25 protein-coding genes, 2 tRNA genes and 2 pseudogenes are annotated in these 26,439 nt (G+C 56.3%); 15 read left to right on the top strand and 14 right to left on the bottom strand.

Annotation, left to right across the window (positions count from 1 at the left end):
* Positions 1-105: 105 nt before the first annotated feature.
* A tRNA-Thr gene (locus tag J3R80_RS05375) sits at positions 106-180 on the bottom strand.
* Between the two features lie 265 nt (positions 181-445).
* Here J3R80_RS05375 and murA point away from each other — a divergent pair.
* The 10 genes from murA to J3R80_RS05425 all read left to right on the top strand — a co-directional run bounded on the left by murA (position 446) and on the right by J3R80_RS05425 (position 6,778).
* Complete coding sequence (gene murA / locus J3R80_RS05380; RefSeq protein ID WP_275392727.1) at positions 446-1,711, top strand: UDP-N-acetylglucosamine 1-carboxyvinyltransferase; 1,266 nt, start codon at positions 446-448, stop codon at positions 1,709-1,711.
* On the top strand, positions 1,708-2,196 hold the full coding sequence (locus J3R80_RS05385; protein WP_275392728.1) for a DUF2948 family protein: 489 nt from the start codon (positions 1,708-1,710) through the stop codon (positions 2,194-2,196). Before murA ends, J3R80_RS05385 begins: the two co-directional genes overlap by 4 nt.
* Before the next feature lie 3 nt (positions 2,197-2,199).
* Positions 2,200-3,501: a histidinol dehydrogenase gene (gene hisD, locus J3R80_RS05390; RefSeq protein WP_275392729.1), complete on the top strand. Its 1,302-nt coding sequence runs from the start codon at positions 2,200-2,202 to the stop codon at positions 3,499-3,501.
* A 17-nt stretch (positions 3,502-3,518) separates the two neighbouring features.
* Positions 3,519-4,001, top strand: coding sequence for a UPF0262 family protein (locus tag J3R80_RS05395; RefSeq protein ID WP_275392730.1), 483 nt, complete (start codon positions 3,519-3,521; stop codon positions 3,999-4,001).
* 2 nt (positions 4,002-4,003) lie between these two features.
* The gene (locus J3R80_RS05400) at positions 4,004-4,480 is read left to right on the top strand and encodes a low molecular weight phosphatase family protein (RefSeq protein ID WP_275392731.1); all 477 of its coding nucleotides are present in this window, start codon (positions 4,004-4,006) and stop codon (positions 4,478-4,480) included.
* Positions 4,481-4,573: 93 nt separating this feature from the next.
* Entirely contained in the window at positions 4,574-4,792 is a 219-nt protein-coding gene (infA, locus tag J3R80_RS05405; RefSeq protein WP_008186030.1) for a translation initiation factor IF-1, read from the top strand.
* Positions 4,793-4,804: 12 nt separating this feature from the next.
* On the top strand, positions 4,805-5,392 hold the full coding sequence (locus J3R80_RS05410; RefSeq protein WP_275392732.1) for a Maf family protein: 588 nt from the start codon (positions 4,805-4,807) through the stop codon (positions 5,390-5,392).
* The gene (locus J3R80_RS05415) at positions 5,389-6,432 is read left to right on the top strand and encodes a ribonuclease E/G (RefSeq protein WP_275392733.1); all 1,044 of its coding nucleotides are present in this window, start codon (positions 5,389-5,391) and stop codon (positions 6,430-6,432) included. The genes J3R80_RS05410 and J3R80_RS05415 overlap by 4 nt, the downstream gene beginning before the upstream one ends.
* Positions 6,429-6,623, top strand: coding sequence for a DNA gyrase inhibitor YacG (yacG, locus tag J3R80_RS05420; protein ID WP_275392734.1), 195 nt, complete (start codon positions 6,429-6,431; stop codon positions 6,621-6,623). Before J3R80_RS05415 ends, yacG begins: the two co-directional genes overlap by 4 nt.
* A gap of 80 nt (positions 6,624-6,703) precedes the next feature.
* Positions 6,704-6,778: transfer RNA gene (locus J3R80_RS05425), tRNA-Phe, on the top strand.
* Between the two features lie 169 nt (positions 6,779-6,947).
* On the opposite strand, the gene J3R80_RS05430 is transcribed toward J3R80_RS05425, so the two are convergent.
* Positions 6,948-11,510: a hypothetical protein gene (locus J3R80_RS05430; RefSeq protein ID WP_275392735.1), complete on the bottom strand. Its 4,563-nt coding sequence runs from the start codon at positions 11,508-11,510 to the stop codon at positions 6,948-6,950.
* A 160-nt stretch (positions 11,511-11,670) separates the two neighbouring features.
* Positions 11,671-11,883, bottom strand: a complete 213-nt coding sequence (locus tag J3R80_RS05435; protein ID WP_275392736.1) for a hypothetical protein — start codon at positions 11,881-11,883, stop codon at positions 11,671-11,673.
* Between the two features lie 312 nt (positions 11,884-12,195).
* On the opposite strand from J3R80_RS05435, the gene J3R80_RS05440 reads away from it, so the two are divergent.
* On the top strand, positions 12,196-12,576 hold the full coding sequence (locus J3R80_RS05440; protein WP_275392737.1) for a hypothetical protein: 381 nt from the start codon (positions 12,196-12,198) through the stop codon (positions 12,574-12,576).
* A 597-nt stretch (positions 12,577-13,173) separates the two neighbouring features.
* Positions 13,174-13,404 (top strand): hypothetical protein, encoded by a 231-nt coding sequence (locus tag J3R80_RS05445; RefSeq protein ID WP_275392738.1) that lies wholly within the window; start codon positions 13,174-13,176, stop codon positions 13,402-13,404.
* Positions 13,405-13,697: 293 nt separating this feature from the next.
* Here the strand turns inward: J3R80_RS05445 and J3R80_RS05450 are convergent, their stop codons facing one another.
* From J3R80_RS05450 to J3R80_RS05470, 5 genes are all read right to left on the bottom strand, one after another.
* Positions 13,698-13,994 (bottom strand): hypothetical protein, encoded by a 297-nt coding sequence (locus tag J3R80_RS05450; protein WP_275392739.1) that lies wholly within the window; start codon positions 13,992-13,994, stop codon positions 13,698-13,700.
* A 134-nt stretch (positions 13,995-14,128) separates the two neighbouring features.
* Positions 14,129-15,901: a bifunctional DNA primase/polymerase gene (locus J3R80_RS05455; RefSeq protein ID WP_275392740.1), complete on the bottom strand. Its 1,773-nt coding sequence runs from the start codon at positions 15,899-15,901 to the stop codon at positions 14,129-14,131.
* A 23-nt stretch (positions 15,902-15,924) separates the two neighbouring features.
* Positions 15,925-16,176, bottom strand: coding sequence for an AlpA family phage regulatory protein (locus J3R80_RS05460; protein ID WP_275392741.1), 252 nt, complete (start codon positions 16,174-16,176; stop codon positions 15,925-15,927).
* A 62-nt stretch (positions 16,177-16,238) separates the two neighbouring features.
* The gene (locus J3R80_RS05465; protein ID WP_275392742.1) at positions 16,239-16,811 is read right to left on the bottom strand and encodes a hypothetical protein; all 573 of its coding nucleotides are present in this window, start codon (positions 16,809-16,811) and stop codon (positions 16,239-16,241) included.
* The gene (locus J3R80_RS05470) at positions 16,757-17,980 is read right to left on the bottom strand and encodes a site-specific integrase (RefSeq protein WP_275392743.1); all 1,224 of its coding nucleotides are present in this window, start codon (positions 17,978-17,980) and stop codon (positions 16,757-16,759) included. The genes J3R80_RS05465 and J3R80_RS05470 overlap by 55 nt, the downstream gene beginning before the upstream one ends.
* 275 nt (positions 17,981-18,255) lie before the next feature.
* On the opposite strand from J3R80_RS05470, the gene J3R80_RS05475 reads away from it, so the two are divergent.
* Positions 18,256-19,260, top strand: coding sequence for an HNH endonuclease signature motif containing protein (locus J3R80_RS05475; protein WP_275392744.1), 1,005 nt, complete (start codon positions 18,256-18,258; stop codon positions 19,258-19,260).
* A gap of 93 nt (positions 19,261-19,353) precedes the next feature.
* Here the strand turns inward: J3R80_RS05475 and J3R80_RS05480 are convergent, their stop codons facing one another.
* Positions 19,354-21,477, bottom strand: a complete 2,124-nt coding sequence (locus tag J3R80_RS05480; protein WP_275392745.1) for a hypothetical protein — start codon at positions 21,475-21,477, stop codon at positions 19,354-19,356.
* 421 nt (positions 21,478-21,898) lie between these two features.
* Positions 21,899-22,087 (bottom strand): annotated as a pseudogene (locus tag J3R80_RS05485) (DNA adenine methylase); the annotation flags it as partial.
* 154 nt (positions 22,088-22,241) lie between these two features.
* Between J3R80_RS05485 and J3R80_RS05490 the strand changes: the two are divergent.
* Complete coding sequence (locus J3R80_RS05490; protein WP_275392746.1) at positions 22,242-22,628, top strand: Arm DNA-binding domain-containing protein; 387 nt, start codon at positions 22,242-22,244, stop codon at positions 22,626-22,628.
* Positions 22,616-23,008: pseudogene (locus tag J3R80_RS05495) on the top strand (IS3 family transposase); the annotation flags it as partial. The gene J3R80_RS05490 and the pseudogene J3R80_RS05495, both read left to right, overlap by 13 nt.
* Positions 23,009-23,132: 124 nt before the next feature.
* Here J3R80_RS05495 and J3R80_RS05500 read toward each other — a convergent pair.
* The 4 genes from J3R80_RS05500 to J3R80_RS05515 all read right to left on the bottom strand — a co-directional run bounded on the left by J3R80_RS05500 (position 23,133) and on the right by J3R80_RS05515 (position 26,425).
* Positions 23,133-23,333 (bottom strand): GntR family transcriptional regulator, encoded by a 201-nt coding sequence (locus J3R80_RS05500; protein WP_275392747.1) that lies wholly within the window; start codon positions 23,331-23,333, stop codon positions 23,133-23,135.
* Between the two features lie 526 nt (positions 23,334-23,859).
* Complete coding sequence (locus J3R80_RS05505; protein ID WP_275392748.1) at positions 23,860-24,639, bottom strand: alpha/beta hydrolase; 780 nt, start codon at positions 24,637-24,639, stop codon at positions 23,860-23,862.
* Positions 24,615-25,916, bottom strand: a complete 1,302-nt coding sequence (locus J3R80_RS05510; protein ID WP_275392749.1) for a TRAP transporter large permease — start codon at positions 25,914-25,916, stop codon at positions 24,615-24,617. Before J3R80_RS05510 ends, J3R80_RS05505 begins: the two co-directional genes overlap by 25 nt.
* Positions 25,916-26,425 (bottom strand): TRAP transporter small permease, encoded by a 510-nt coding sequence (locus J3R80_RS05515; RefSeq protein WP_275392750.1) that lies wholly within the window; start codon positions 26,423-26,425, stop codon positions 25,916-25,918. Before J3R80_RS05515 ends, J3R80_RS05510 begins: the two co-directional genes overlap by 1 nt.
* Between the last annotated feature and the right edge of the window lie 14 nt (positions 26,426-26,439).

Genomic DNA, 26,439 nt, shown 5'->3' on the forward strand with positions numbered 1-26,439 from the left:
ACAGAAACCGAGCTGACAGAACCACCATGTGACACATCAACGAAGCACACGCGGCATCTAGACCTCATTTGAGGCTGCATCTTGGCGATCTGAGTAAGGAAAAAGTGGTGCTGCTGGAGAGAATTGAACTCTCGACCTCTCCCTTACCAAGGGAGTGCTCTACCTCTGAGCTACAGCAGCATTCTGTTGTGGGCGGCTGAGTAGCCCTAATCTGCCCGCGACGCAAGCGCATTCTGGACCCTTTTTTGAACCTGCGTTACAGAAGGGGATATGGAGCGTAAGAAGACACCCCAAAAACCCCAAAAAAAAGGGGCGGATCGTGACGAGCGGCTGAAAGCTGCGCTGAAGGCCAATATGGCGCGGCGCAAATCTCAGGCGCGGGCACGGGCGGACAGCGGGGCCAATCGGTCGCTAACAGAAAAAGACCAATAGCAAAGGCGGGCAGATGGATTCGATAGTTGTGACCGGCGGCGGCGAGCTGCATGGCGAAATTCCCATTGCAGGGGCAAAGAACGCGTGCTTGACCTTGATGCCCGCGACGCTGCTGTCGGAAGAGCCGTTGACGCTGACCAACGCGCCGCGCCTGTCAGACATCAAGACGATGACCGAATTGCTGGCGTCCCTAGGCGCCGAGGCGACGTCGATGCAGGACGGGCAGGTGCTGGCGATGTCGTCGCATGACATCAACAACCACGTCGCGGATTACGACATCGTGCGCAAGATGCGCGCCTCGAACCTGGTGCTGGGGCCGATGCTGGCGCGGCTGGGCCATGCGGTCGTGTCGCTGCCTGGCGGCTGTGCGATTGGCGCGCGACCGATGGACCTGCACATTTTCGGGCTGGAGAAGCTGGGTGCCGAGATTGAGCTGAAAGACGGTTATCTGCACGCCAAGGCACCACGTGGCCTGAAAGGGGCTGAGATCGAACTGGCCTTCGCCTCGGTCGGGGCCACGGAAAACATCCTGATGGCGGCCACCCTGGCCAAGGGTACGACCGTCATTCGCAACGCGGCGCGTGAGCCGGAGATCGTGGATTTGGCCGACTGCCTGCGCAAGATGGGGGCGCAGATCGAGGGTGACGGCACGTCCGAGATTGTGGTTCAGGGCGTGGACCGCCTGCATGGCGCGACCCATCCGGTCGTTACTGATCGGATTGAGCTGGGCACTTACATGCTGGCCCCGGCCATTGCAGGTGGCGAAGTCGAATGCCTTGGCGGTCGAATAGATTTGGTGAAAAGTTTTGTCGAAAAGCTGGATGCGGCGGGCATTCAGGTGGAGGAGACCGAGCGTGGCCTGAAAGTCGCGCGCAAGAACGGACGTGTGTCGGCGGTCGATGTGACGACCGAGCCCTTTCCCGGCTTCCCGACCGACCTGCAAGCCCAGATGATGGCGATGCTCTGCACCGCGAATGGCACATCGGTGCTGCATGAAACCATTTTCGAAAACCGCTTCATGCACGCCCCCGAACTGACGCGCATGGGCGCGAATATCGAAGTTCACGGCGGCACGGCCACTGTGCATGGGGTCGACAAGTTGAAAGGTGCGCCCGTCATGGCGACCGATCTGCGCGCCTCGGTATCACTGATCCTTGCGGGGATGGCGGCAGAAGGCGAAACCGTGGTCAGCCGTGTCTACCACCTTGATCGCGGATACGAGAAGGTTGTGCGCAAGCTGTCCTCGATCGGGGCCAAAATTGAACGGATCAAGGAATGAGCAATTCAGACCAGGACGCGCGGTTCGAGGATGGGGCAGAGGCCCCGCTTCGCCTGATCGCGATGGACGCGGACGACCTGCAGGTGATCAGCACGCTGGTGCAGGATGCGGTGTTCCCAGCGTCGGAGATTTCGTGGGATGCGCGTCACCGGCGGTTTGCGCTTCTGCTGAACCGCTTTCGGTGGGAAGACGCGCCAGCGGCCAAACGAAGAGATCGCCCGGTCGAGCGTGTTCAATCCGTGCTTGTCGTATCGGATGTTCTGAAAGTGCAAAGTCAGGGCGTAGAGCGAGGAGATAAGGATCTTATTTTGTCGCTTTTGTCTCTGTCGTTTGTCGCGGGTGAAGACGGGATGGGACGGTTGGAATTGGTTCTGGCAGGCGACGGAGCGATTGCGCTGGAGGTTGAAACGCTGGATGTCACCCTTCAGGACGTCACGCGTCCCTATGTTGCACCTTCACGACACACACCCGAGCACCCGGAATAACCTATGCCGCAGTTTCTGAACTCCAAAGACGCTGATTTCGAAGCGCGATTTGTCGAACTTCTGTCGATGAAGCGCGAAGACAGCCCCGAGGTTGACGATATCGTCGCGGGCATCATCGCAGATGTGCGCGACCGCGGCGATGCGGCGGTGATCGAGCTGACGTCGAGATTCGACCGTCTGGACCTGACCGCAGATACGCTGCGTTTCTCAACGGACGAAATTGACGCTGAATGTGCCAAAGTGTCGGATGCGGATCGGGCCGCGCTGGAACTGGCCGCCGAACGTATCCGTGCTTACCATGCGCGGCAGATGCCAAGTGATGACCGCTGGACGGATGAAGCCGGGGCAGAACTTGGCTGGCGGTGGTCCGCGGTGTCTGCCGCAGGGCTTTATGTGCCCGGAGGTTTGGCAAGCTATCCGTCCTCGGTCCTGATGAACGCCATTCCGGCCAAGGTGGCGGGGGTGGGGCGTCTTGCCATCACCGTTCCGACGCCCGACGGCGTGATCAATCCGCTTGTGCTTCTGGCCGCGCGGATTGCGGGCGTGGACGAGATCTATCGCATCGGCGGTGCGCAGGCGGTGGCGGCTTTGGCCTATGGCACAGAAGCGATCGCCCCGGTTGACAAGATCACCGGGCCGGGCAACGCCTTTGTCGCTGCTGCCAAGCGCCGGGTTTTCGGCAAGGTGGGCATCGACATGATTGCCGGCCCGTCCGAGATTTTGGTGATCGCTGATGCAGACAACGACCCGGACTGGCTGGCGCTGGATCTGCTGAGCCAGGCTGAACATGATGAAAATGCTCAATCGCTGTTGATCACGACTGACGAAGCCTTCGGTCGTGAAGTGTCCAAGGCAGTTGAAAAACGCCTGGAAACACTGGAACGGCGCGCGATTGCCGGGGCAAGCTGGCGCGATTTCGGGGCCGTAATCACGGTGGCTGATTTGGATGAAGCCGCTGCACTGTCCAATCGCATCGCACCTGAGCATCTGGAGCTGTGCGTTGCTGACCCTGACGCTTTGTCCAACAAGTGCACGCATGCCGGCGCTATCTTCTTGGGCCAGTGGACACCCGAAGCCATTGGTGACTATGTCGGCGGCCCGAACCACGTTCTGCCCACGGCGCGATCTGCACGGTTCAGTTCAGGCCTGTCGGTGATGGATTTTCTGAAACGAACGACACTGGCGCGGATGACGCCATCGGCCCTGTCCTCAATCGGCCCTGCTGCCGAAACGCTCGCTATATCCGAAAGCCTTGAAGCGCATGGTTTGTCTGTGCGCGCCCGGCTTGACGCCCTTAACGATTGACCTACAGAGTGCCCAATATGACCTCAAACCGTATCAACGACATCCAGATTGACGACAGTGGACTTGCCGCACCCACACCTGCCATTGAGCAGGAGCGCAAGGTCGCCATTTTCGATCTGCTGGAAGATAACAGCTTTGAGTTGACCGGCCGGGATGATCAATCCCCGCCTGAAGGTCCATATGATCTGGGTCTGTCCATACGCGAGAAACGCTTGGTTGTGGAAGCCAAGACAGAGAACGGCAACCCTGCGGCCGAGTTTCACCTGTCCCTTGGCCCGTTTCGTCAGGTCGTAAAGGACTATTTTGCAATCTGCGAAAGCTATTTCGACGCGGTGAAGAAGCTGCCTCCAAGTCAGATTGAAGCCATCGATATGGCCCGACGAGGTATCCATAACGAAGGTGCGCGGGTGTTGCAGGAACGGCTGGAAGGCAAGGCAAACGTAGATATCGACACGGCGCGTCGCCTGTTCACCCTGATCTGCGTCCTACACTGGGGCTGAGCATGGCCGCGGATCTTCCCCAATCTGTGCTGTTTTGCTGCGACCACAATGCGGTGCGTTCGCCAATGGCCGAGGGGATGATGAAAGCCTATTACGGGCACGATATATACGTGCAATCTGCCGGTGTTCACAGCGACATGGATGTCGACGGTTTTTCTGTTTCCGTCTGCCAGGAGTTGGGGATTGCCTTGTCCAATCACCGGGTGCGCAGCTTCGACCAGATGGAAGAATGGGGGGATGATCTTTCCAGCTTCGATCTGGTCGTGGCGCTGTCACCGGCCAGTCAACGGCGCGCGCTGGAACTGACCCGGCTGTTTCATTTGGACGTGGAATACTGGCCGATTCTCGACCCGACAGGGCTTGGCACCCGCCGCGACGAGAAGTTGGCAGCTTATCGTCAGACCCGCGACCAGATTCGCGGCCATATCCTTGATCGTTTCGGCCCGCCAACCCCGCAAGATGATGAAACCACAGTCTAAACTGCCAGCAGGCCGGATTTCCCTTGAAAATCTGAAAGTTTGGCCCCATTTAAAGGGCGCTCACAATGGGTGGGTGAAAATACAGGAGTGAACATGGCCAAGGAAGAACTGCTCGAATTCCCCGGTGTCGTGAAGGAACTCCTGCCGAATGCGACATTCCTGGTCGAGCTGGAAAACGGCCATACGATTATCGCTCATACGGCAGGAAAGATGCGCAAGAACCGCATCCGCGTTCTGGCTGGCGACAAGGTGCAGGTCGAAATGACCCCCTATGATCTGACCAAGGGTCGGATCAACTATCGCTTCAAATAAGCGCTGTCGCGCATGACGCGTCCAAAACTGATTCTGGGCTCTGGCAGCCCAAGACGGGCCGAGTTGCTGGGGCAGCTCGGCCTTGTTGCGGATGAGGTGCGGCCACCGGATGTGGATGAAACACCGCTGAAGGGCGAGTTGCCGCTGGCCTATTGCCGCCGGATCGCGTCGGCCAAGGCGGAGGCAATGGATGTGGCGGCGGGCGAGGTTGTTCTGTGCGCCGACACCGCCGTCGCGCTGGGCCGCCGCATTATGGGCAAGCCCGAGGATGCAGGGCAGGCAGCAGAGTTTCTGCTGTCTCTGTCCGGGCGGCGCCATCGGGTCATCACCTCGGTGGTTGTGCGCAATGCGACACAGACCTGGGCGCGCGACGTTGTGACAACCGTCAAGTTCAAACGTCTGTCCGATGCCGAACTGAATGCCTATCTCGCGTCCGACGACTGGCGCGGCAAGGCTGGTGGCTATGCCATTCAAGGCCCTGCCGGGGCGTTCGTCACCTGGCTTCACGGCAGCTATACGGCTGTTGTCGGCCTGCCAGTGGCCGAGACCGCCAATCTGCTGGTGGCCGCCGGATACCCGCTTTACGGAGAGAGCACATGAAAGGCAGCGTGATCGCGCTTGACCATTACAAGGGTCGTATGGCTGCGGCGCATATCGTCGATGGTCGGCTGGAAGACCTGCTGATCGAACCACCAGAACAGGTGACGCTGCCCGGTGCCATTTTCCGCGCCATCTGCGACCGACCGCTTAAAGGGCAGGGCGGCATGATGCTGCGCCTGCCGGACGGAGAAACAGGGTTTCTGCGCCAGGGCAAGGGATTGAAACCCGGCCAATCCATTCTGGTGCAGGTCACGGGCTTTGCCGAGGACGGGAAAGCCGTCCCCGTGACCCAGAAGTTGCTGTTCAAAAGCCGCTTTGCCATCGTGACACCAGATGCACCCGGCATCAATGTCAGCCGCGCCATTCGCGACGATGAAGAACGCGTGCGCCTATTGGACATCGCCCATGAGGTGATGGACGGCGCGGATGAAGGCCTGATCCTGCGCTCGATCGCAGCCACCGGCGCAGATGACGAGATTGCTGACGATATCGCGCAAATGTTGGAACTGTCGCGAACCGTGCGTGCGGATGCGAAGGGGCAGGTGCCCGAGCTGCTGCTTGATGGGGCCGATCCCCATCATCAGGCGTGGCGCGAATGGGCAACGCCTGATCAGCTGGATGATGGGGAAGGATCGTTTGATCGCCACGGTGTTGTCGATCTGATCAGCGAAACACGCAGTGTTCGGGTGCCGTTGCCTGGTGGTGCCTTCGCCTATGTCGAACCCACCCATGCGCTTGTGGCCGTTGATGTAAACACCGGGGGCGATTCCAGCCCGGCGGCTGGCCTGAAGGCCAACATCGCAACGGCTCAGGCGCTGCCTCGCGCCCTGCGTTGTCGGGGGCTGGGCGGACAGATCATCATCGATTTTGCGCCAAGCCCCAAAAAGGATCGTCGCCAGATAGAACAAGCCCTGCGCGCCGCCTTTCGCGCCGACGGGATTGAAACATCCTTGGTCGGCTGGACGACACTGGGCAATTTCGAGCTTCAGCGAAAGCGCGAGCGCATGAGCCTGCGTGCCTGTCTGGAGGGCCTGAAATGAGCTGTCCCGTCTGCGATAAGAAGACCGACCCCAGATACCGTCCCTTCTGCTCGCGTCGTTGTGCGGATGTGGATCTGGGACGCTGGCTGAATGGCTCTTATGCGGTGCCATCCCAAGACCCCGAAGACCTGGAGGAAGCCGCCGAAGCGCTGTCTCGTGCAGCCCCCGCGGAAAGTCACGGCCCGCACTGAAAAACCTGCATTTTCCCTCTGGACACCACATTCCCCCCCGTCTACAACCCGCCCACCCGAACGATGAACCGTTCACCCGTGCCCGGGTAGCTCAGGGGTAGAGCAGTGGATTGAAAATCCTCGTGTCGGTGGTTCGATTCCGCCCCCGGGCACCATTTAAACCAAATAAAAACAAGACGTTGCGCCTTTTCGGTCCGTGCGTAGTAGCGCGTTTTGCTGTGGGTATCATTTGGGTAGCATTCGGCTGGCAGGTCACCCGCACGCCAGTGAAACGTGCGAACTAGTTTGATAGAACCGCTTTGAGGCGCTGGACTAGTTATGCCCCTACTGTGCCGTGGCGACGAAAACCGGCTCAGGAACTTCCTGTCCGACAAGCTTCTTTTCTCGTTTCTTGTTACGGTCCTTGATTGCCGACTTTCTCGCTCTTCGAAACACCGGGGCGTAAAGTCCCCATATACTGGTCGTTGGTGCTTCGGGTCTCACACGCGCATCCATAGAAGTTTTTGCGATTATCAAGCATCGCCAGAACTCCTCTCGCGTCGGGGCATTCCACATGCTCTCAACCCAATGCCGCGCCCATATGGCACCCTCGTATTCCGAAAACGCGTGCTTGGCGGCTTGCCCTGACACTCCCCTGTGGTCGATGTGCTTACCCAAGATGTCAGCAAACTCAGCAGATCGAATTGAGTAGCCCGCAATCGAAATTGCGTATGCTTGATCTAAGCTATCTTCGCTTGCCGCCAGATCTAGGACCATCGATTTGATATAGTCGGCAGCACCGAAGCGTTCGGCTGCAAGGACTTCGCGAGCGAGGACCGCGTCATTTTCTGAACCCAACAGCCTTTGGCGCCAGATTGCTTTTATCGGGTCCGACGCCTCGGCCCCCCAAATCGCTTGGTGCTCAAGCGTCAGGTCATCGCCCAAGGCCAGCATTACGAAACCCTGTGACGACGAAGCCCGCGTCAGCAGAGCAACGGCGCGTTCAGGAGACTCGCCTGAAATCAAGTTTGCCACCGCAAAAGCCAAATTTTTTAGCCAGACAAACTGAGCAACGTCCGCGTGATCCAAAATCTCGAGAAGCTCGCTCAGCAATGCCGGAACTTCTCTGACAAGACTCCTGAGTTCTTCGATGCTGATGTTTTGAACCAACAGTTTTGCATCTGACTCCTTGAGTTCCTCGAAAAACGCCTTGGCCACGGCCTTGAGCCTGTTTTGCTTCTCATCGAAGTCATCGTCGGTTCCCAGAACCTCTTTAAGGCTCCGTTGCTTGGGAAAGCGTTCGCCGTCTCGGTCCGTTTCTTCGATAGATAGAAAGGGGAACGGAGCCGGCTCAGATTTGGAAAGCTTCAAATCTGCCGGTGGCGGCTGAATTTCGTGCGTAGCCGCGACCCCACTGCGAAGCCGCTGAACAAAACATTCCACCATTGGCTCTGTAAACGCTTTTCCAAGCCTTTCACTCGCCGCAAACCAAGTCTTCGAGCTAATACGCTTCAGGAGGTCATCGACAGGCATCTCTTCGTGTGCGCATGCCTCAACCAGCAACATTGAACCGAACCAGCCCTCATAGGTCTTTTCATCCACTGAGGCCGCGTTCCAGTTGCTGCGCATGTGCGCTTGCCGAACACTGTCCAGATCATTGTAAGTCGCCAATTCGTAGGCAACAGCGCGCAGCTTTGAAGACGTCCCACGACAACAGGCCAAGATCTGTTCTTCGAGTTCACCGGTAATCGGTGTTTGACCGTAAAGCGCCGCCGCAAGGGCACCATATGCCGCATCTTCGTCGCCTCTTTGAAGAGCGTCCCGAATTGCGGATACTATCTCTTCTGATGGCTGAGGTTTTAGGCTTGGGATGACCGAAAGAAGGTAGTCTGACCCAAGTGCCTTTCCTGTCATGCACCTGAGCTGTTCGCCTGCCGAAATCTGTCCGGCGGCATAGTAAAATGCGAACGCTCGACAAACCCACTGATCTTGATCCGGCAACGTATCGAAGTCGCTGCTCTCTTGAACTCTCTTGACCAAGCTCACTGCCAAGTCAGCATCGACCAAGGGGAGGTGATCCTCGGAGTTCAAAATCACCTGTCGTAAAGGAAAGCCAGTTCTTGTGAGCAGGCCTGCCAGTATGCTTCGAGTTTTTTCAACAGCGGCTTCGGGTTCAAACCGAGCGGCAACAGGAAGAAAGTCCCCGAAACTGTGATCTTCGCCGCTGACCCCCATAGTCTGCCGAATCTTGTTAACGTCGAGCGCAACGAACTGCTGCATGCCTTGATCCATGTCTGATGGTCGCATAGCTTCGGGATTTGCCACTTTGACCTGACGCCATTCGGTTGGCGATGGCGGCTCAAAGTGATGCCAGTCTTTTCGCAATTCGCTGGCTATCACAGAAGCTTCCTGCGCGTCTCTTTCGTCACCGCTGGCATAGAGCATTTGAACAACCGTCCATTGCCCACCTTTCGAAGTGTCCTCAGTGCGCAGTGGTTCAATCGCCTTACGGAAGGCATCTCTTGTCGCGGTGCGATCAATGCGATTGAAAATCGTAAGCTGCGGAAACTCTTTTCGCGCTTTGTAGATATTTTGATCCAGTGCGAACGCCATGCCCATTGCCACAAAGCTTTCTGCGAACGGGACTAGGGAATGACCTGCCAGTAGCCTCAGTGCCAACGATATCAAGTCGTCAGGGTCGCTCGCCACTTCCATCATCTGATCTAAAAGACACTTTTCAAACGCGGAGAGGGTTTCTAATTCTCCATCGATCTCTGCCTTCTTTTTCTCAACGCGTTCTGCGTAGTCTGCATCGCTCTGCCTGTGATAGCGCTTGGCTTGCTCAACGGGGTCTTTGTTGTAGCAGCGAAGCCAGTTATGGATTGCGGTTTCTGCAGCACGCCAGCCCTCATCGGTCGAAGCGACCATGAATGCAGCGTGAACAAGCCAGTCGTGATTTATCCGCCGACCACTTTCGAGACACAGCAGCTTGAGGGTATCGAATAACGCATCCGGTTGATTTTTGATAATCTCGACAAATTCTTCGAAGCGTTGATCGTTCACGTTCTGGAGGTTTGCGAAAGCATCCAGCAGAACCGAAAAAATCGCGGGATCGAAACGGATATCGTCCAAAGCGCATATCAGTAAAGACGCAAAGAGGACGTCAACCGTTCGGTCCATCGCATTGATCGGTTCGATAAGCTGAGTTATCCGGTCGGCCAAATCATGGCTGGCCCGGTGAGCTTGCCACAACTGGTCGATGAGCGTGAAACCCAGCGCAAGGGTCAACCCCTCATCCCGAAGTTCATAAAGGTCGCCGGGCCCCGCAAGCGGCCGATAAAACCGGGTTTCGATCACAGCTGCTGAGTCCGCCTGAAAATTTTGAGGCGGTTTGTTTGACGACGCTTGCACCCGTTCAAGAACCTTTGTTGCGTGGTCGCTTAAGCGGCCTGTTAGTTGCGCAAAGGTCTCATCTTCGTAGTTGTCACGCTGTGATGCACGTAGGTGTTCCATCAACAGCCTGTCTGTGGTCAATCCTTTCCATGCGATGGCATCTCGGTGCGGCAAGGTGGCGTCCGCGACCGCCAGTAACCTCGGGTTCTTGAGTGTTTTCAGGGTTTGTTCGTCAAGCCAGTCGAGGGCGATGCCATAGTGCGTCAAAAGCTTATCGCGTTCCGGGGGCGACCATTCAGGAATCTCGATAGTCTTCGGCTTGAATGTCAATCCGTGGGCGATTGCCTTCCCCCAGAAGTGCGGTCTGACGGTCACGACCATCTTGCCTCCAATTTCCGCCAATCGGGATTGGATGCCATTAAGCAGTTTGTCCCAACGAAAGTTTCGCCGCTGGTTCAGGCCATCGATGACGATCAGCAACGAAGCTACTGACGGCGACGCTCTCCATGCTTTAAGCCGGTGCCTCCATCTAAGCCTAAGCGCATCATCCGCGACTTCGTCAGTTTGTTTGATCAGCAGATCGACCAAGAAATCATCAAGGTCGTGGACAGACACACCGTCAAGCTGCTCCGCACTGATGAAAAGCGCCAAGCCTGTTTCGTCGGAACACAACTGTGCAGCAAGCCATGATTTTCCGTGCCCCTCATCCCCCAATAGGATTACTTCTTTGCCTGTAGCCAGCGCATCCGTGATGTTTTTGCGTAGCTCAGTGCGCATTGGCGGGAAGTTTTTGTCCTTCTGGACGGCAAGCCCTTGTCCGAGCCGCTCCCTAGCGTGACGTGTCGAGCCAAAGGTCTGTTCTCGCCATGCGGCATTCTGATCGACTGCGCGCTTGAACGAGAGCTTCGAGACATTGAGATTTGATTTGAGACGCTGGAGAAGACTTTTGAACTCCGGATGCCCCGAAATGGAAGAGAACGCAGCATTTAGGTCTTCTTTACTTAGTTTTTTCTGCTCGGTTTTCTCGTGGTAATTATCGACAATGAAATCGATGGCCGCACTATCTGCGGCAACCACAGCAATGGCTAGAAGCGGCAGCGGGGCGGCAGTCCAATCCAGAACAAGCGTGGAGATGGCTTGCTTGTCGCCATCATCCTCAATAGCACTTGCGAGCTGCGTACTAATCTCTGTCGTTGCGCCAAGAATCCACAAGCGATCAGCGGCACTGGTCTTCCGGGACAAGTCCGCGATTTTGGTTATTACTTCATTTCGGTGAATATCACCTGAGTATCGCTTGGCCTCAAAGCAAACGGGATCGCTCGGCATTGCGGCGTCGCCATCCATTCCTCCCTGCAAGCCACTTGCCGCAAGGCGAAACGGAATGCCTGTCAAATTGGTCAATACAAGTCGAAGCAGCCCTTCAAATCCATCTGCCCCAGCTGCTTTGAGAGACAATAGTCCGATTTTTACCGTTTCGAGATGTTCTTCGTATTTATTTTCCGCACTATCGACCATGCATTCATTTCCCCAATCGGCGACCCTCTTTGTCGGGCCGTGCCCGGTTACGCCACTGCTCTTGAAACGATAATTGCTGCGTGGGTTGAAGGCCAGTGTTGACCAAGAAAAGGGGCGCAGATCGCGCCCCTGTCTATGCTCGCTGATGGGTTGGGTATGGCTACGCGGGTTGCTTTGGTTTCAAGGCGCGGCGTGCCTCTTTCTCTGCGGCAGACCCCTTCACCCATTGCCACGGGGTGCGCGGTTTCCTCGCCTTGGCCAGTTCGGGGTTCGCCTTGGCGTCGCTTGCGGCGGCGCGCAGGCGTTCGCGGGTCTCGCGCGGGTCGATCTTGAGTTCTTCGCAGATGGCCTTGAGCGTCACGATGTCAGTCATTTTCGATCTCCTAAGTTTCTGATGCAGATCGATAAGACGATGGAAGCGGGCATGTCAGGGATAACCCCAGAACATCTTTAGCTTTTCTCGATCTGCTGCTATGACTGATCTCGACGCGGTAGACGCAGCCGTGTTGGGGCGTGGAAACCCCTCGATAGCTAGGCCGAGCAATCGGCTGAAACCTTGACCCTATGGTCGGGGTGCCTGTGTTATACAACAGGCCCCGGCTAAAGGCACAGGGTCCGTGCTATCGCGGATTTCCAACACCCCGATCACCAGTCAAACGCGAGGGCGCTCGCAGTTCGGGGTTTGGTGGAACTGGCGCTTTCCAATCACGTCGCGTGGATCGACCGTGCAAGCCTGCCTGACCGTGCGGGCGTCTATTTGATCGCACGCGGCGAACCCGGCAACACCGTCTACATCGGTCGGACATGGGGCGCGAAGGGGATACGCCACAGGATACGGACGTTCCACAGGTCTGCGACCACCGGACAGAAAGGCCATGCCGGGGGCGTCACGTTCCACGGCGTGTTCGACGGTGACACGACTGGCCTGTTCGTTTCGGTGCACCTGCCCGACGGGATCGACCCCAAGCCGGAAATCCTGCACCCCTACATCGCCTACGCTGAGCGACGGCTGATCTGGGAGCATGTAGAGACGCATGGCGGCCTGCCGGTGTGCAACTCGGAATGACCTGCAACTAACCCCGAGGATCGAGGGCTAAACGCGCGCGCGGCGGCGTTGTATTGAGCCAGAAGTGCCGGGCGTGCCTCGGGCGTGGTGATCCCGCCGCGAACCCGGCTGGCGCGCTGTGCGCCGCGCTGAGGCGCACTTGATCTGTGCGGGATGGTCGACGTACCGTAGGAACAATCCGCTCGTCAGCGCCACGGAGAGCGCCGCTGAGCGTGCTTCTTGCCACCCTGGACCCGAGGCACATCCTCAGACGGGTACAAGTCCTCTGGAGTACACTTGCTGCCAGCGCGAGTTGGCTCACCACGGCCACGCTCCCGTTGAGCGCCCGCGCCCGGTAGCGCCGCGTAGCGGTCCGCTGAGGGGCAACTCGTTATTTTCGGGGGGAGGACGCCTCAAGGTCGCCAAGTGACGTTCCCGCGCCTGCTCTGAAGCGCTGCGAGGGCAGCACATGTGATCTGGCACGGAAGATGCGATGTCGCGGCGCATCGGGGTGGTTGCCCCATTGGTCCCCCTGGTGGGCGCGGGAATTACCCTGACGGGCGATGGTCCCTGATCTTATTGCGCGTGCATCGAAATCAACCAGCGAGGAAATCGGCGATGACGATACGCGCGACATGGACTTTCAACGGCGAGACCAAGGTCATACTCGGGACCGGGCACCGGCTTTGGTGCTTCATCTTTGGCCCGTTATACTATGTATTCAAGGGCATGTGGCTGTGGGCACTGCTGTCCTTGCTGACGGCCAACGGACTCTGGCTCGGGTTCCCGCTCTATAATCGGTCCATCGTGCTGCGCCACTTTCACCGCAAAGGCTGGGTTCAAGAATGACCGCTAGCGCCTCCGCCCAAGCAGATTGCTACCCGAGTGGAACCCGGCGGGCATTGCCGGAACCCAGCGCCCATGCGGACCACATGAAAAGACTCGACAATTTGGCTCCGGCTCGATTCCGCAAGACTGATACATAGTCAACGGGTCGGTCCGAGGGGTTCCGAGCGGCGCTGTCACAGGGCGACCACAAGGGGGATGGGGGGAGGCGTTTTTTTATCGGCGCACGCCCCACGGACGGACAAGGGGTCATGCATACTGCCAAGGTTTTCAGCCCCTAGCCGCCGCCCATCGCGTCAGTTGATCTTGGCGCGGGGGATGACGTTGAACGGCAGTTTTCGCTTCCGTCGCAACTCCTGATATCTCTCGATGTGCGCCATGATCGTGAGCGCATGCTTGAACGCGAGATCGGTCCGTGAGCAACTTTCAAAGCCATGAACTGATGCATAGAGGCCAGTGAGTTCCAGCAAGGCCTCTACAACATCGGTATTGGTGAGCGCAGTGTCTTTGGTTCCATCGATTTCGCCGCAGTCCAGAATTGCATTGTTGATACTAGCTTTTAGGCGGCTCTGCATTTTTTCATGTTTGGTCATTTTTTCGGATTTCCTTCGTATCTACTTTGCGCCGCACCTCCGAAATGAAAGCGCGCGTCGCTTTTGGGGGAAAATCACTTGCTCAAAAATTCCACACATGTGCGAATTGTGAGCAAGTGAACTTGGTGCATTGATTAGGGCAGCGCCCAAACCGACGCTTTACCGTCTTTCGACTTAACGATACCGAGCGTGTCTCCGGCACGGCGAAGTGTTGCCATGGTGATCCCATTTGCGTCGGCCATTCCATCCAGCACCTTCTTCCTGACAGGCCCTTTGCGCAGAACACTTTCCAACCACGCTGTTGCCGTGTCCCTCTCCTTTGAGGGCCGTCCACGCTCCGCCTCTGGCGGTGCCAGCAACTCAGCGGCAGTCAGCTCTTTGTCGCACGGGTGCCAAACTATTTTGGGGTGCGTGCGAGGCCCCTCGCTTTGCATTTCGAAGACAATCGCCGGGCCAGTTTCGGAATAGTTCGACTTCGCATGGACGATGGCGCGTCTGCGTGAATCATCAGGATGCGGCGCAAGGATCAGCCCAGAACGCACCCGAGCGGATATCGCAATCGACCCAATTCCTTGGTGCATTACGTGGTCCGCCCGCGCCTTGCGCAAATGCCGCACAATCAAGATCGCGGTGTCGAAGTCTCGCGCCAATTGATCCAGCTCCATCATAAAATGCATGGTCTCGGCGGCGTTGTTCCCGTTGGCACCTTCCTGCATGAACGCAATGATCGGATCTATGATGACTAGGGCCGGGGTGTTGGCCGTCAGTTCGCGCCGGACAAGTGCAAGACCGCGCTCATCAAGTGTGAACAGCTCATCCTGATATCGTACCTTCGACACGTCTGCTCCGGCCTTCATTAACCTGGGTTTCAGAACCCTAGAAGGGTCGTCCTCAGCTGACATGAACAACACCGTTCCTTGTTCGATTTCATCGACGAAGGGTGGCGGTTCGCCGGTCGTGACCGCTGCCGCGACGGCACATGTAAATGTGGATTTCCCTTGACCCATATTACCATCAAGAACAGTGATCGCGCCCTTGACGATGTAAGGATAGGCAAGGAATTGCGGCTCAGATTCCTCGACTTCGCCGAGCCAGCCGAAGGCATTTTCGTGTCCAGCGTCGTATCGGGCAACACTTGATGCGATCCCTTCCACTTCATCAACGTCGAGTGGCGGGCTACAAGCCGCCGCATTGATCGCCTGCAACGCGCCGGCAATGGCGGTCTCGGTCAGACCGCGAAACCTGAGTGAACCCGCGATCTTGGTCAGTTCGTTGTTCCGGCCCCCAGCCTTGAATGCGGCACCCGCGTCGAACCGGGCGGTGCGTGTCCCGGTGACGGCCAAGGACTGAACGAAGTCAGCGGGTAACGTCGCAACAGGGGTTTTCCCGCGCCGAACTCGATACCGACGACCGCATTTGTGCATGCTGGGTGCTCCGACAAGGTACCCGCTGGCGTTGTCCTTGATATCGATGCCGGGAAGATGCGCCTTCTTCTTGGGCAGCGCCACCGTGGCGCGGAAATAGTAGTGTGTCCCGCGACCGGTGCGGACTGACAGGGTGGGCGGCAGGTTCAGCTTCTTGAAGGTTTCGGCCCCCTTCGGGCCGTCAACATCGAGCACAACCAGCCCCGGTGAAAGGATCACGCCGAAGTTTGCCCGAGAGTACTTCTTGAACGCGCGGCGGATTTTGGCCGCGCTACTTGTGGCGCTATGCTGCCCCTTTGGAAACAACTCCGCGACAGGGTGCTTGCCCGAGCTTTTGCAATCGGCCCTGCCGCACGTGCATTGGCCGTCATCGTCAATGCCATGCAGGACGACAATTTTGCCGCCTTTCCGCGCCCAAGCGAGCGCGGCTTTGACAACCGAGGACGACAACATGTCACCCTCGAAGCGAAATGCTTTCCGCATCTCAGTTCTCCTTGTCTAGGTGATCAGTAGTCGGCGTAATGTGTGCGGGCGCGTTCTTCGGCACGCTCTGCAAGCCAGTCCTCGATCTCGGACATGAGCCACGCAACGGTCGTACCGCCAATTCTCAACCGGCGTGGAAAACGTCCCCGCGCCTCGAGTCTCAATAACGTTGTGTTGCTCAGTGTGATGCCCATGCGCTTCAGGTCAGCGCGCGTGACCAGCCTCTTGTTCGGCGCGTCGTGTTGGGTGATCGGTCTGTTTGCATCTTGGTTCATGTCGGCCTCCTTCGTCACAGAGGCCTTCCATTTATTGCAATTATTGCCACTACGCTTCGTATTTATCTCGGCCTATTTTGTCCCATCTCGACGCCGAGTCTTCCGAGTAATTCAATTATCTGTTCAATGATCTGTAGACCCTCGTGCATTCCTTCCTCGATTTGTTCGATTTCAAGAAGGTCTCCGAGTGATAAAGTCTGGTTGTCGAGCTTTCTCTTAATTCTCCGATAGGCGGCTTCATAGGAGTGCTTGGCCCCTTCGCCCAAATCGGCATTCTCAATGACTTCCATGATAGCGGCCCGCTGGCTTTTAACTTTCGGTGTATCAGGCGCTTCCCTATCGAAAGCTTCGCCTTTCAAACGCGATGCGGCCGCCTGAAGGTCGTGCATGAGGGATGGCCAATGGCCCGATAGCTGGGCCTGCGCGATCAAAAACAGCGCCTTGTCATCGTCCATTGTGGCGCGTCCTAGGCCGGGATTATCTCCAAACAAGGCGGCGTTGGCCTGCTTGAGCCGTTCGTCATTGGTTTCGCCGGGTTTGCTTGGCGCGTGTGCTGCGATGATCCTCGGCAGCAGGATATCTACGAGGCGTGTTCTCGTTTGCGAGGCTGCGTCATCGTGGTCGTTCCCTGACAAGACGCTTCCTCCCTCTTGGCGAGCATTGATCCCAAATGCTGGTTCCACTTGCCCAATGCCTCGCGTTTTTCGTCCGCATATGAATAGACATTGTAGATAGCGGCCACGCCTGAGACCACACCCGTTTTGTGGTTGAGCAGTGCTTCGGTGACGGGTTGGGGAACGCCCAGCATCGCCATGTTGGTGGACATCGTGCGGCGCAGGTCGTGAATGATCCACGGCTCCGTGCCGTCGGGCAATGCCTTGTCGAGCCGTTCCTTCACGCGACCGAAGCCCGACGCGGGCGACTTGCCGGTGGTGGTGAACACGTAGTCCGAATTGAAGAACCTCGGCGTCTTGCGCAGAACCTCAAGCATCGCGTCAGTGATCGGCACCGTATGCTGCTTGCCGTTTTTGGCGCGCTGCGAAGGCAGGGTCCAAAGTCGTTTTTCGAGGTCGAGTTCCGACCAGCGCATTTCAGCGACCTCGGCGCGTCTCTGGCCGCTGAGTATCAAGAGCTTCATGCAATCCCCGAAAGGATAGCCTTCGTCGCCGCAGACCGCCCACAGCGCGCCCAGCTCATCGTCGGTCAGTACGCGCTCGCGCGGCTGTTCCTTGGCCCGTGGTTTCATCCCGGAAATGGGGGAGGCATCCATAATCCCGCTTTCAACACACCAGCTCATGAGATGCTTGAGGTGGGCCAGCGCACGGTTCGCGCTGACCGGCGCGGATTTGCCGATCACGTCGCAGGCTTGCACGACATCAGCGCGCTTGATCTCGTCGATCTGTTTGCCATGCAAGATGGTGAATTTCGCCAGCAGGGCTTCCTTGCGTTTCCAGTCGCGGTTGTGAACCTTGGCGTGCTTCTCGATGTAATCAGGGATCACGTCGCCCAGCGTGGGCTTGGTTTCGACCTCAATGCCCGTGCGATCCTCGAACCGGCCCGTCTCGATTTCGTAGAGCACCTGCCGCACTCGTTCGCGCGTCTCGGCCAGCGACAGGACGGGGAACCGCCCGATGGTCAGTCGCCGCATTTTGCCGTTGATGCGCTTATGCAGGCAGAACGTCTTGGTGCCCGAGGTGCTGATGCGCAGGACAAGACCCGCCATCAACTCGTCCCGAAAATCGAGGCGCTTGGACGGATCAGGCTTTTGCCCTTCGATGAACTTGGTGGTGAGTTTGCGTTTCATAAGCCCAGGATAAGATGGGCGGACGAGCCACGTCAGGGACAATCCTAGATGCGTTGAGGCGAGATGGCACGCTCTGCACTAGCGGTCTGGTGAGCTTTGTGCTTTTGGACGACTTCAAGCGTTGGTTGACTTCGTGTCTATATGCACGACATTCTTCGGTTGCGTTTCAGAGCACAAGGTAGCGCCTGACGCCGTGTTTCATGTCTGCCAACAACAACCGGCACCAGATCGAGTAGTCTGGGGAAGGCCGAGGCAATTTTGCACTGGAGAGTGTGATGCCATCTTTGGACCAATCGAATTTGCCAGTGGGCGATCAAAATCACCTGCTTGAAGTCTACGAAAACGAAATCGAAGTTGAATATCGAGGTGAGCGGTACCTCGTTCGCGATAACGGCGCGGTTTACCGCTTCAATGAATATCGAAAGCGCGCCCGCCCACTGGACAAAACTTGGACTTTCGGACGCCAAAACCAGACAACCGGTTATCAGTATCTGTCGGGTGTCCCTGTTCACCGCATTGTTTGCTCTGCATTTCACGGCGAGCCGCCCACACATCAGCATGTGGTGGACCACATCGACACCAACCGAGCGAACAATCGACCAGAGAACTTGCGATGGCTGACGAGATTAGAAAACGCCCTGTTGAATGAGATCACCGCGCGACGCATTGAACTGGTCTACGGTTCAATCGAGGCTTTCCTAGCTGATCCGTCAAAGATCCAAAGTGAAGCTTCATATCCAGACGTATCGTGGATGCGAACCGTATCGAAAGACGAGGCCGCCAAGACAAAGTCACGCTTCGAAGCATGGGCACAAAGCGGTTCGGTTCCCAGCGGAGGTGCAATTGGTGAGTGGCTATACGGCACCGCAGAACGTGCAGATTTCGAGCCCGACCCAGAAGAGTACGAGTCTCTCACTTCATCAGTCATCCAAGTTCGCTGGCGGGTCCCAACGGAGTTTCCCGAATGCCCAATGGAAGTGACCGACGATGCGCTGGAGCGCTATGCCGAGAACCTGGTTTTTGGTAAAGTTTTCGCGCGAAACGACATCTATCAAAGCTTGGTAGTACAGCGGTCTCTTGTCGAAGATGCCTTGATCGTCTTGACCCACAATCCCGGCCCCAATGCGATCAAAGATTGGGCTGTCGCTCAGATTTCGGTTCGTGGCGAGTTTTTCTACCACCGAAGCGAGCATCAGTATTTCTCGCTGCAAGGAGCGCTAAAGACGTTTTGCGAACTGACCGGGGACAGTTATGAAGACTGCATGGATGACTACTGTTAATAGCCGTTTTGTCGTTGATGCATCTAACAGTTCTCAAGCGGCCACGTGCTATGCAGAGCAATCAGAACATTGATCGAAGACGGCGACATTAATCTACTGCGGGGCGATCTCGTCGATTGGCTGTACTGGATATCCAGAAACAAGATCCCCTGTAGATGGATCAAACAAAGGGTTCACGACGACGGCGGTGTCATTTCCCGCACACCAATTCATGAAATTGTCGAACTCGGTATCGGTAGCGAGGATCGGTAGCTCGTAATCCTCAGCGACCAGCCCAATATCCTCCCAGTTCCCTAGATGGGCTGCAAGATTCATAGGGTCAGAAAGTAGGAAGATTGTATTCTCTACTGAAAACACCTCACCGGTATCTAAGCTTCTAAGGTAAAACAGAGGTGCATACCATTGACCGGGCCGCGAGTACCTTGCTGAAAACCTAGTGTCGAACCTTCTGTGCCGAGCATTTTCAACCGGGATGATCGTCTCTTTCGCTCCAAACAATTCAAGCAACTTCGACCTAGGCCCAAAACCTTTTGATTGATCTGTGTAACAAAATGGATCCCCCTGCGTGCGGGCATCTTCAAACATCTGACCAAGTTGAGCGCAAAACGCTTTCGCACCGTCTAGATCAAATCTATGAACTCCATTTCGTTTTGTGACGATTTCACGACCACCGCCCACCAGAGATATTTCCACAACGTAGTCACCGGGAGGTCCTTCAAGCTTACCTCCGCTCCAAGCGATGACGGGTTTGTTCCCACCTGCCAAGGTGTCAGCGTTATGAAAAACCATCTGCCCACCGTCAATTGCCCGATACCAAGCCTCGACGTCAAAGTTCACCAGCTCGTCATGAGAAGAGAAGAACTCATTCTGAATGAGTCCCAAAACTCTGCTGGAAGGTTCAAGGCACGCGTCATGGCAAGTTCCAACCGTTGGTTCTTCCATCGGCTCAAGTTCTACTATCTGTGTGTTATTAGTTGAAACCGCCTTTCCGCAGATTACGCATTTCAGGGGGGTCGGGTTGTTTTCAAACGCTTGTTCTAGCCGCTGTGCGTGAATTTTTGCGCAAGGTCCTTCTTCGAAATCTTCGTCAGAGTTTATTGGGCAGAAATGAACTTCACGGTCACCAATCAAGTTGGGCCGTTTCTCCAACATTCGCAAAAGCCCATCGTATGTAGCTGAACGAAGTAGTAGTTTCGCTTCAGATCCATCTCCGAATGTTACTACTTGATCAGAAAAACGAAGACGCTCGTTGCAATCTTCATCAAACCTGTAAGTCTCAACTACGGCTAGACCTTTGGGGAGCGGTCCGCGCGCCGCAGGTAGATCACACAAAAACACGTCACGACCGGCTCTAAGCCCATCGCCTCTTTTTTCTATCTTAAAGAAACTATGAAATATCTCTTCTTTGGTTTCTTCGGGTGAAGAAAGGTACTTTTCGTATTGTTCGACAAGGTTTTCCGAAGATAGCGTTCGCCGGTTCTTTGAGTGGCCGACACAGTCAGAGATAATCTTCCCCCACACAGCTTCCGCTGCGATACATCCTTTGGCGTTCAAATTCAGGATAACTGCATGTTCCAAAGGATCAGACATCTCTATGTCCAGAACTACCACTGACATTTTCCGTATTAGTTCGTCGGCTGCTTCTTCGGAGTAGGCTTTCCCACTGTCTGCGCTGATGTCGCGAATTGCTGATCTTACTTGGGTAATGATTTCCCTTAGTGCCTTGGGCTGATCTCGAAAAAAAGCCACATTGGAAGCCGTGTGGAAGGCGTTCAATGCGGCCCTGAGATCATTGATGACCTTTTTTGAAGCGCGACTACTAGTAACGAGAAGAAGTTTGGCGCCAGCTTGGGTTTCTTGGTTGCAAAACTGCTCCAATACACTGCGCAGTTCGCCGCCAGCATTTATCGAGTACGAAATTGTCGCCTTCGCTTGTATGTAAACAGCTGACCCGTCGGAGAAGACGGCATTGATGTCATCAACAGCTTCTGTTGTCTCAAAGCTCAAGTATTGGAAGGTTTCATCGCCCAAGATTGCGGAGGGAGTGGTGCAAAGCCTACTCGCAATCAAATACGCACCAACGCGCGCTTGAAAATTCGCACCAGATGAAACCGATGCTCCCGCTCCAGATCTTGCTCGCATATGTGCCTCGAAATAGTTGTTTTGTATGATTTCAAAGTGTTTCGACAAACGGCGAAAACTTACAATCTTCTCCATCAATGTAGTGCCAGACCAAACAACCATGACAACATGAAGTCAACGCCAGCTATTGTCGGAGAGCGCTCGCCTGGCCAGCTTCATTGGGGTATCGCTGGGGTAGCAAGTGCGGTGTGCTTGAATGCTTCGGTGTGAAATGGGCTGGGACGATCTGCCATGCGCAAAGGTCAAAGTTTTCAATCGCGTACATTACGGGTTGGGCGCCCTTGAGACAGGCCGCGCGGACGACAAGGCTAATTGAAAATCCTCGTGTCGGTGGTTCGATTCCGCCCCCGGGCACCACTTGTATCCTCCATAGCAACCATACTGTGTGTGGCGCGCCGCTACCTTTGGGACTGTTTAAGAACAGCTTTGAGACTCAAAATCTGAATGACTAACGGCTGGGAGCGGGTCGAAGCCCGCTCCGAACCTTTGACTTCCATCAAATATCGAAGTTCGAGATCAGCAACTCGCCGCGTTTGCCCCGCGCATCGGCCTTCTTCGAGATCGTATAGCTGACATCGACCTCGCAGCCCCGGTAGGGCGGATCGAGATAGAAGAGCGTGTCCTGCTCATCGTAGCGCCGGATGAGATCAGACCAGTCCAGGCATTCGATGACGACGCCAGCGAGGTGGGTATGCGTTCGCGCGCGCTCCACCGAGGTTATCCGCATGTTTGCAAGTTGAAGGTCTGGCGTGATCGACAATCGCGGCACAGATCGGATGTGTAGAGCATGATAATACCATCACGCTCTGCTTTAGCTCTCGATAACGAAAGGACAGATTATGAAGCTATCAGATGCAAAAGTGAGGAACGCTAAACCTGGGCCCGTCGTGCAGCGGTTTTCAGACGGCCACGGACTCTTCTTGAAAGTGAAGACGAACGGAACGAAGACAGCCAACTGGAACTACAGGCACGACGGCAAGCAGAAGACAGCAAGCTACGGTGTTTATCCAGAGGTCAGCCTGGCTCAAGCCCGTGAAAAACACATGGAAGCGCGCAAGCTTCTGAAGAGTGGTATCAATCCGGTCCATCATGCGCGCGAGATGAAGAAAGCGGATGGTGCCGTTCTCACAGCTCGATCAAAGACGGACGATGCTACATTCGAAGTTCTCCGCTTATCCTTTCAAGCAAAGTGGACGCGAGAAAAGGCGTCGCACAATCCCGCATGACTACGGACCTCGCCCTGCAAGCCTTGCTGATGGTCGTCTGGCGGCGCAAGCCAACCGACAGGGTCACAGTGCATTCCGATCAGGGTTCTCAGTTCACCAGCCGGGAGTGGCAGACGTTCCTTCGCCAGCACAACCTGGAACCCAGCATGAGCCGGCGCGGGAACTGCCACGACAATGCCGTAGCAGAAAGCTTCTTCCAGCTGCTGAAGCGGGAGCGGATCAGACGGCGGACATATCCGACCCGAGACGACGCGCGGCGAGACGTGTTCGAATACATCGAGATGTTCTACAACCCGAAGCGCAAACACACGAACAACGGCATGCTGTCGCCCGTTGACTTCGAGACCAGACAGCAGAAACTGGAACAGGCAGGTGTCTAGGAAACTAGGGGCACCTCACAAACGCCCTTGTGCCTCAGAGCAATTCAGTGCCGCTTGCCGCACCGCTTCAACTTCCAGAGGGCGGCGCACGGCGTGGGTCCGCAGCAGGCTTCCAGCTTCAACGTCAGAGGCAGGTGGATTGCATTGGTCGAAACCTCAGCCGCCAGACGTGTTCCTGCTTTTTATTGCGAACAACGATGCCCATATTTTGCCAGCTGGTCAGGGCTTCGCGAACCTTGGCCCGTCCAATCCCAAGCCGCCGCGCAATCTCAACCTCGGGGGGCAGGCGGTCGCCTACCTTCAGGCCTTCGGCTTCGATCATCATGGAAAGTGCATCTAAGACATCGCGGCTGGTGCCCCCGAAGGGTAATGCCTTCAGCGAACTTCCAATGCCTTCACTCTGCGTCTCGTGCTGAAAGTTTGTTGCCACTTGCGATGGCTCCGGATCATATTGCGTTCAATATCTATCGTTAATGTCGGACAAAATGAACTATAACGTCGGACATTATGTGCTTGCCGCATGATTTTCGCCAGGTAAACCGAATATTATCTTATTGCTTTCATGCGCTTGATAGGAGTTTGGCATCCTGATCTCAGCGCCCCCAAGACTGGCTCCGACCGGCTCGTATCAGCAGCTGCAGCATAGTAAAGAATGTACCGCAGCATCGAAGAAAGGGCGTATTGGCGAACATAGATAAGGGTAACGACAACACGACTGTTCAGACGGATCGCTTGATCGGTTTAGAGCGCGATAGGGTCAATGAGCTCCTTGCGGCGCTTTTCCCGATGCCGCAAATTTGTTGAATCTAACTGAGCCGAACCGCCTCAAGGAACCTCATGCAAAAAACCAGCTAGACCCTCAGAAAATCTTCTATGATAGAATGGAACAACGCAGGTTTTTCCAGATGAACTGCATGAGCGGTTCCGGGTACGACGGAAAGTTGCACATCGGGAATGTTTGTCCAAAGACTTTCCACCTGCGGCCAGCGATATGATTTATCTGAATCGCCCCAGATCACCAAGGTGGGCATGGTCAGCTTATCCAAGGCGTTGCGACCGTCCCAATTGGCCATCGCCTCAAGAGCGGCCATGGCGGCCTGAGCGTTGGCCTGAGCGCCGATTTTTGTCAACAGCGGATAGCCAGGTGCTGCCTTTTCAGCCTTGAACCACGTGGCCCCGATCCGTGCGATGGTCTTGGCGACCCCGTCGCTTTGCAGCCGCTCGCGCGAGACGGTGATCGGTTCAAACCGGTCCGGCATCAGGCCCAGCGGGCCGGTTCCGTAAAGCACCAGTTTTTGTACTGCATCCGGGCGAAGGGCGGCCATTTCCTGGGCGATCATCCCGCCCATGGAATGGCCCATCAACGTGAATTCGGTCACGTCCAGATGATCCATCAACTCCAGCACCGACAACGCCATGCCGTTGATGGTTTCACACCCTTCCAGATGACCGGCATCGCCAAAACCGGGAAGGTTGGGGGCGATGACATCAAAGCCTGTGCCAAAGGCTTTGATTTCGCTTTCCCACTGGTCTGCACCGCCAAGATAGCCGTGCACCAGCACCATGACCGGACCGGACCCGGCGCGAAGATAAGGCAGGACCGACATCAGCGCATCTGCTCCGGCAGCCACAGGGCCACATCAGGGGCTACAATCAGGATGGTGATCAGCAGGATCATGGCGGCGATGAAGGGCAGGCAGCCCATGATGACATCACCAATGGTGACCTGTTCCCGGCCGATCGCCTGTATGACGTAGAGGTTCAGACCGACAGGGGGCGTGAGCACCGCAATCTCCATTGTGATGGTATAAACAACGCCAAACCAGATCAGGTCAAAGCCCGCCGCATTCATCAGCGGATAGATCGTCGGCAGGGTGATGAAGGTCATCGAAACCGGTTCTAGGAACATGCCGAGGATGATGTAGAATACCAGAACAATGGCCAGCACCGTGTAGGGTGACAGTTCAAACGACAAGAACAGTTCGGTGAATTGTTGCGGTACGCGGTAATAGGTCAGCACAAAGCCAAACAGCACACCGGCGGACAACAGCAGGCCCAGATATCCCATCGTGCGCATGGTGGCAAAAATGGAATCTTTGAACCCTTTCCAGGTCAGCCCGCCGACCCAGAAGGCCAGAATAACCGTCAGCAATGCGGCCACGGCGGCGGCCTCAGTTGGTGTGGCGATGCCGGCATAGATGGCGACGGTGATCACAAGACCAATCAGAACCACGGGGCCCACGGTGCTGATGATCATCATCATCGGCATTTTTGTGGCGTCTTCGCTGCTGGGAATATCCTGCGGCTTCAAAATACCCCAGACCAGCACCACAACCACAAAGCTGGAGACAAGGATCAGGCCCGGGATGACACCTGCGATAAACAGATCGCCGATGCTCTGATCGGTTACAATGCCGTAGAAAAGCAGGATCAGGCTGGGCGGGATCAGCACGGAAAGCGTCCCCCCGGCGGCCAGAACACCGCTGGACAGGCGTTTGCCATAGCCAAGGCGCAGCATCTCCGGCAGGGCAACGCCCCCAATGGTCAGCGCGCCCACCATCGACGATCCACAAACCGCACCAAACCCGGCACTTGCCCCGATCGACCCATAGGCGGCAGACCCTTTGATTCGCACACCCTGGTGCAGGAACTGATAAAGGTTTGGGCCGATATTCGACTTGCCGATCAGCTCGCCCAGAAACACGAACAGCGGCACTGCCAGCAGGATATAGTCGATCCAGACCCCCCACAGCTTGAGCTCGGACGAGACAATGGACGTCTCCCACCCCTGGATCTGCCAAAGAAAAGGCAGGGACGCGGCGGCAAGGGCAAAGGGGATCGGCAGTCCAATTGAAATGAACAACATCAACAGGCCAAGCAGGCCAAGGCCAACAACATACCACTCCATTAGAGTTCTCCTGACGGGGCCGGGTTGCGGATCAGGCGGATCAGACGCAAGGCGGCGTAGAATGAGAATAGAACCAGCGCCAGCGCGCCGGGGGCCCAGAACAGGTAACGGGGCCAGTGCAGAATTTCTGATGCGACACCGGAGTTGAACGACCGGATCGTCGCGCTGACACCCGCATAGGCAAAAAAGCTGCCGACCGCCAACATCAGGATGTGATTGATGATGTCAAACAGGCGGCGCAGGCTTGGGCGCAGCTGGTCCGTGATCATCGTCACTTTGGGAAATGCGTCTTCGCGCAGGGCATAGGCCAGCCCGGCAAAGGCCACGGGAAACAGCAAAAGGGCGGTGGCTTCTGTGACCATGCGGTCAGGCTTGCCAAGCCCATAGCGTACAAACACACCATAAGAAATCCAGAGCATCTGGATCAGCACCACAACCGCACCGGCGCCAGCAAGCCATACAACCGCGCGTTCGATACGGCGGATCAGGTGATCAATTCCGTCATCCATGACAGACCTCAGAT

Source organism: Aliiroseovarius sp. Z3 (assembly GCF_029105185.1).
Lineage (GTDB): Bacteria > Pseudomonadota > Alphaproteobacteria > Rhodobacterales > Rhodobacteraceae > Aliiroseovarius.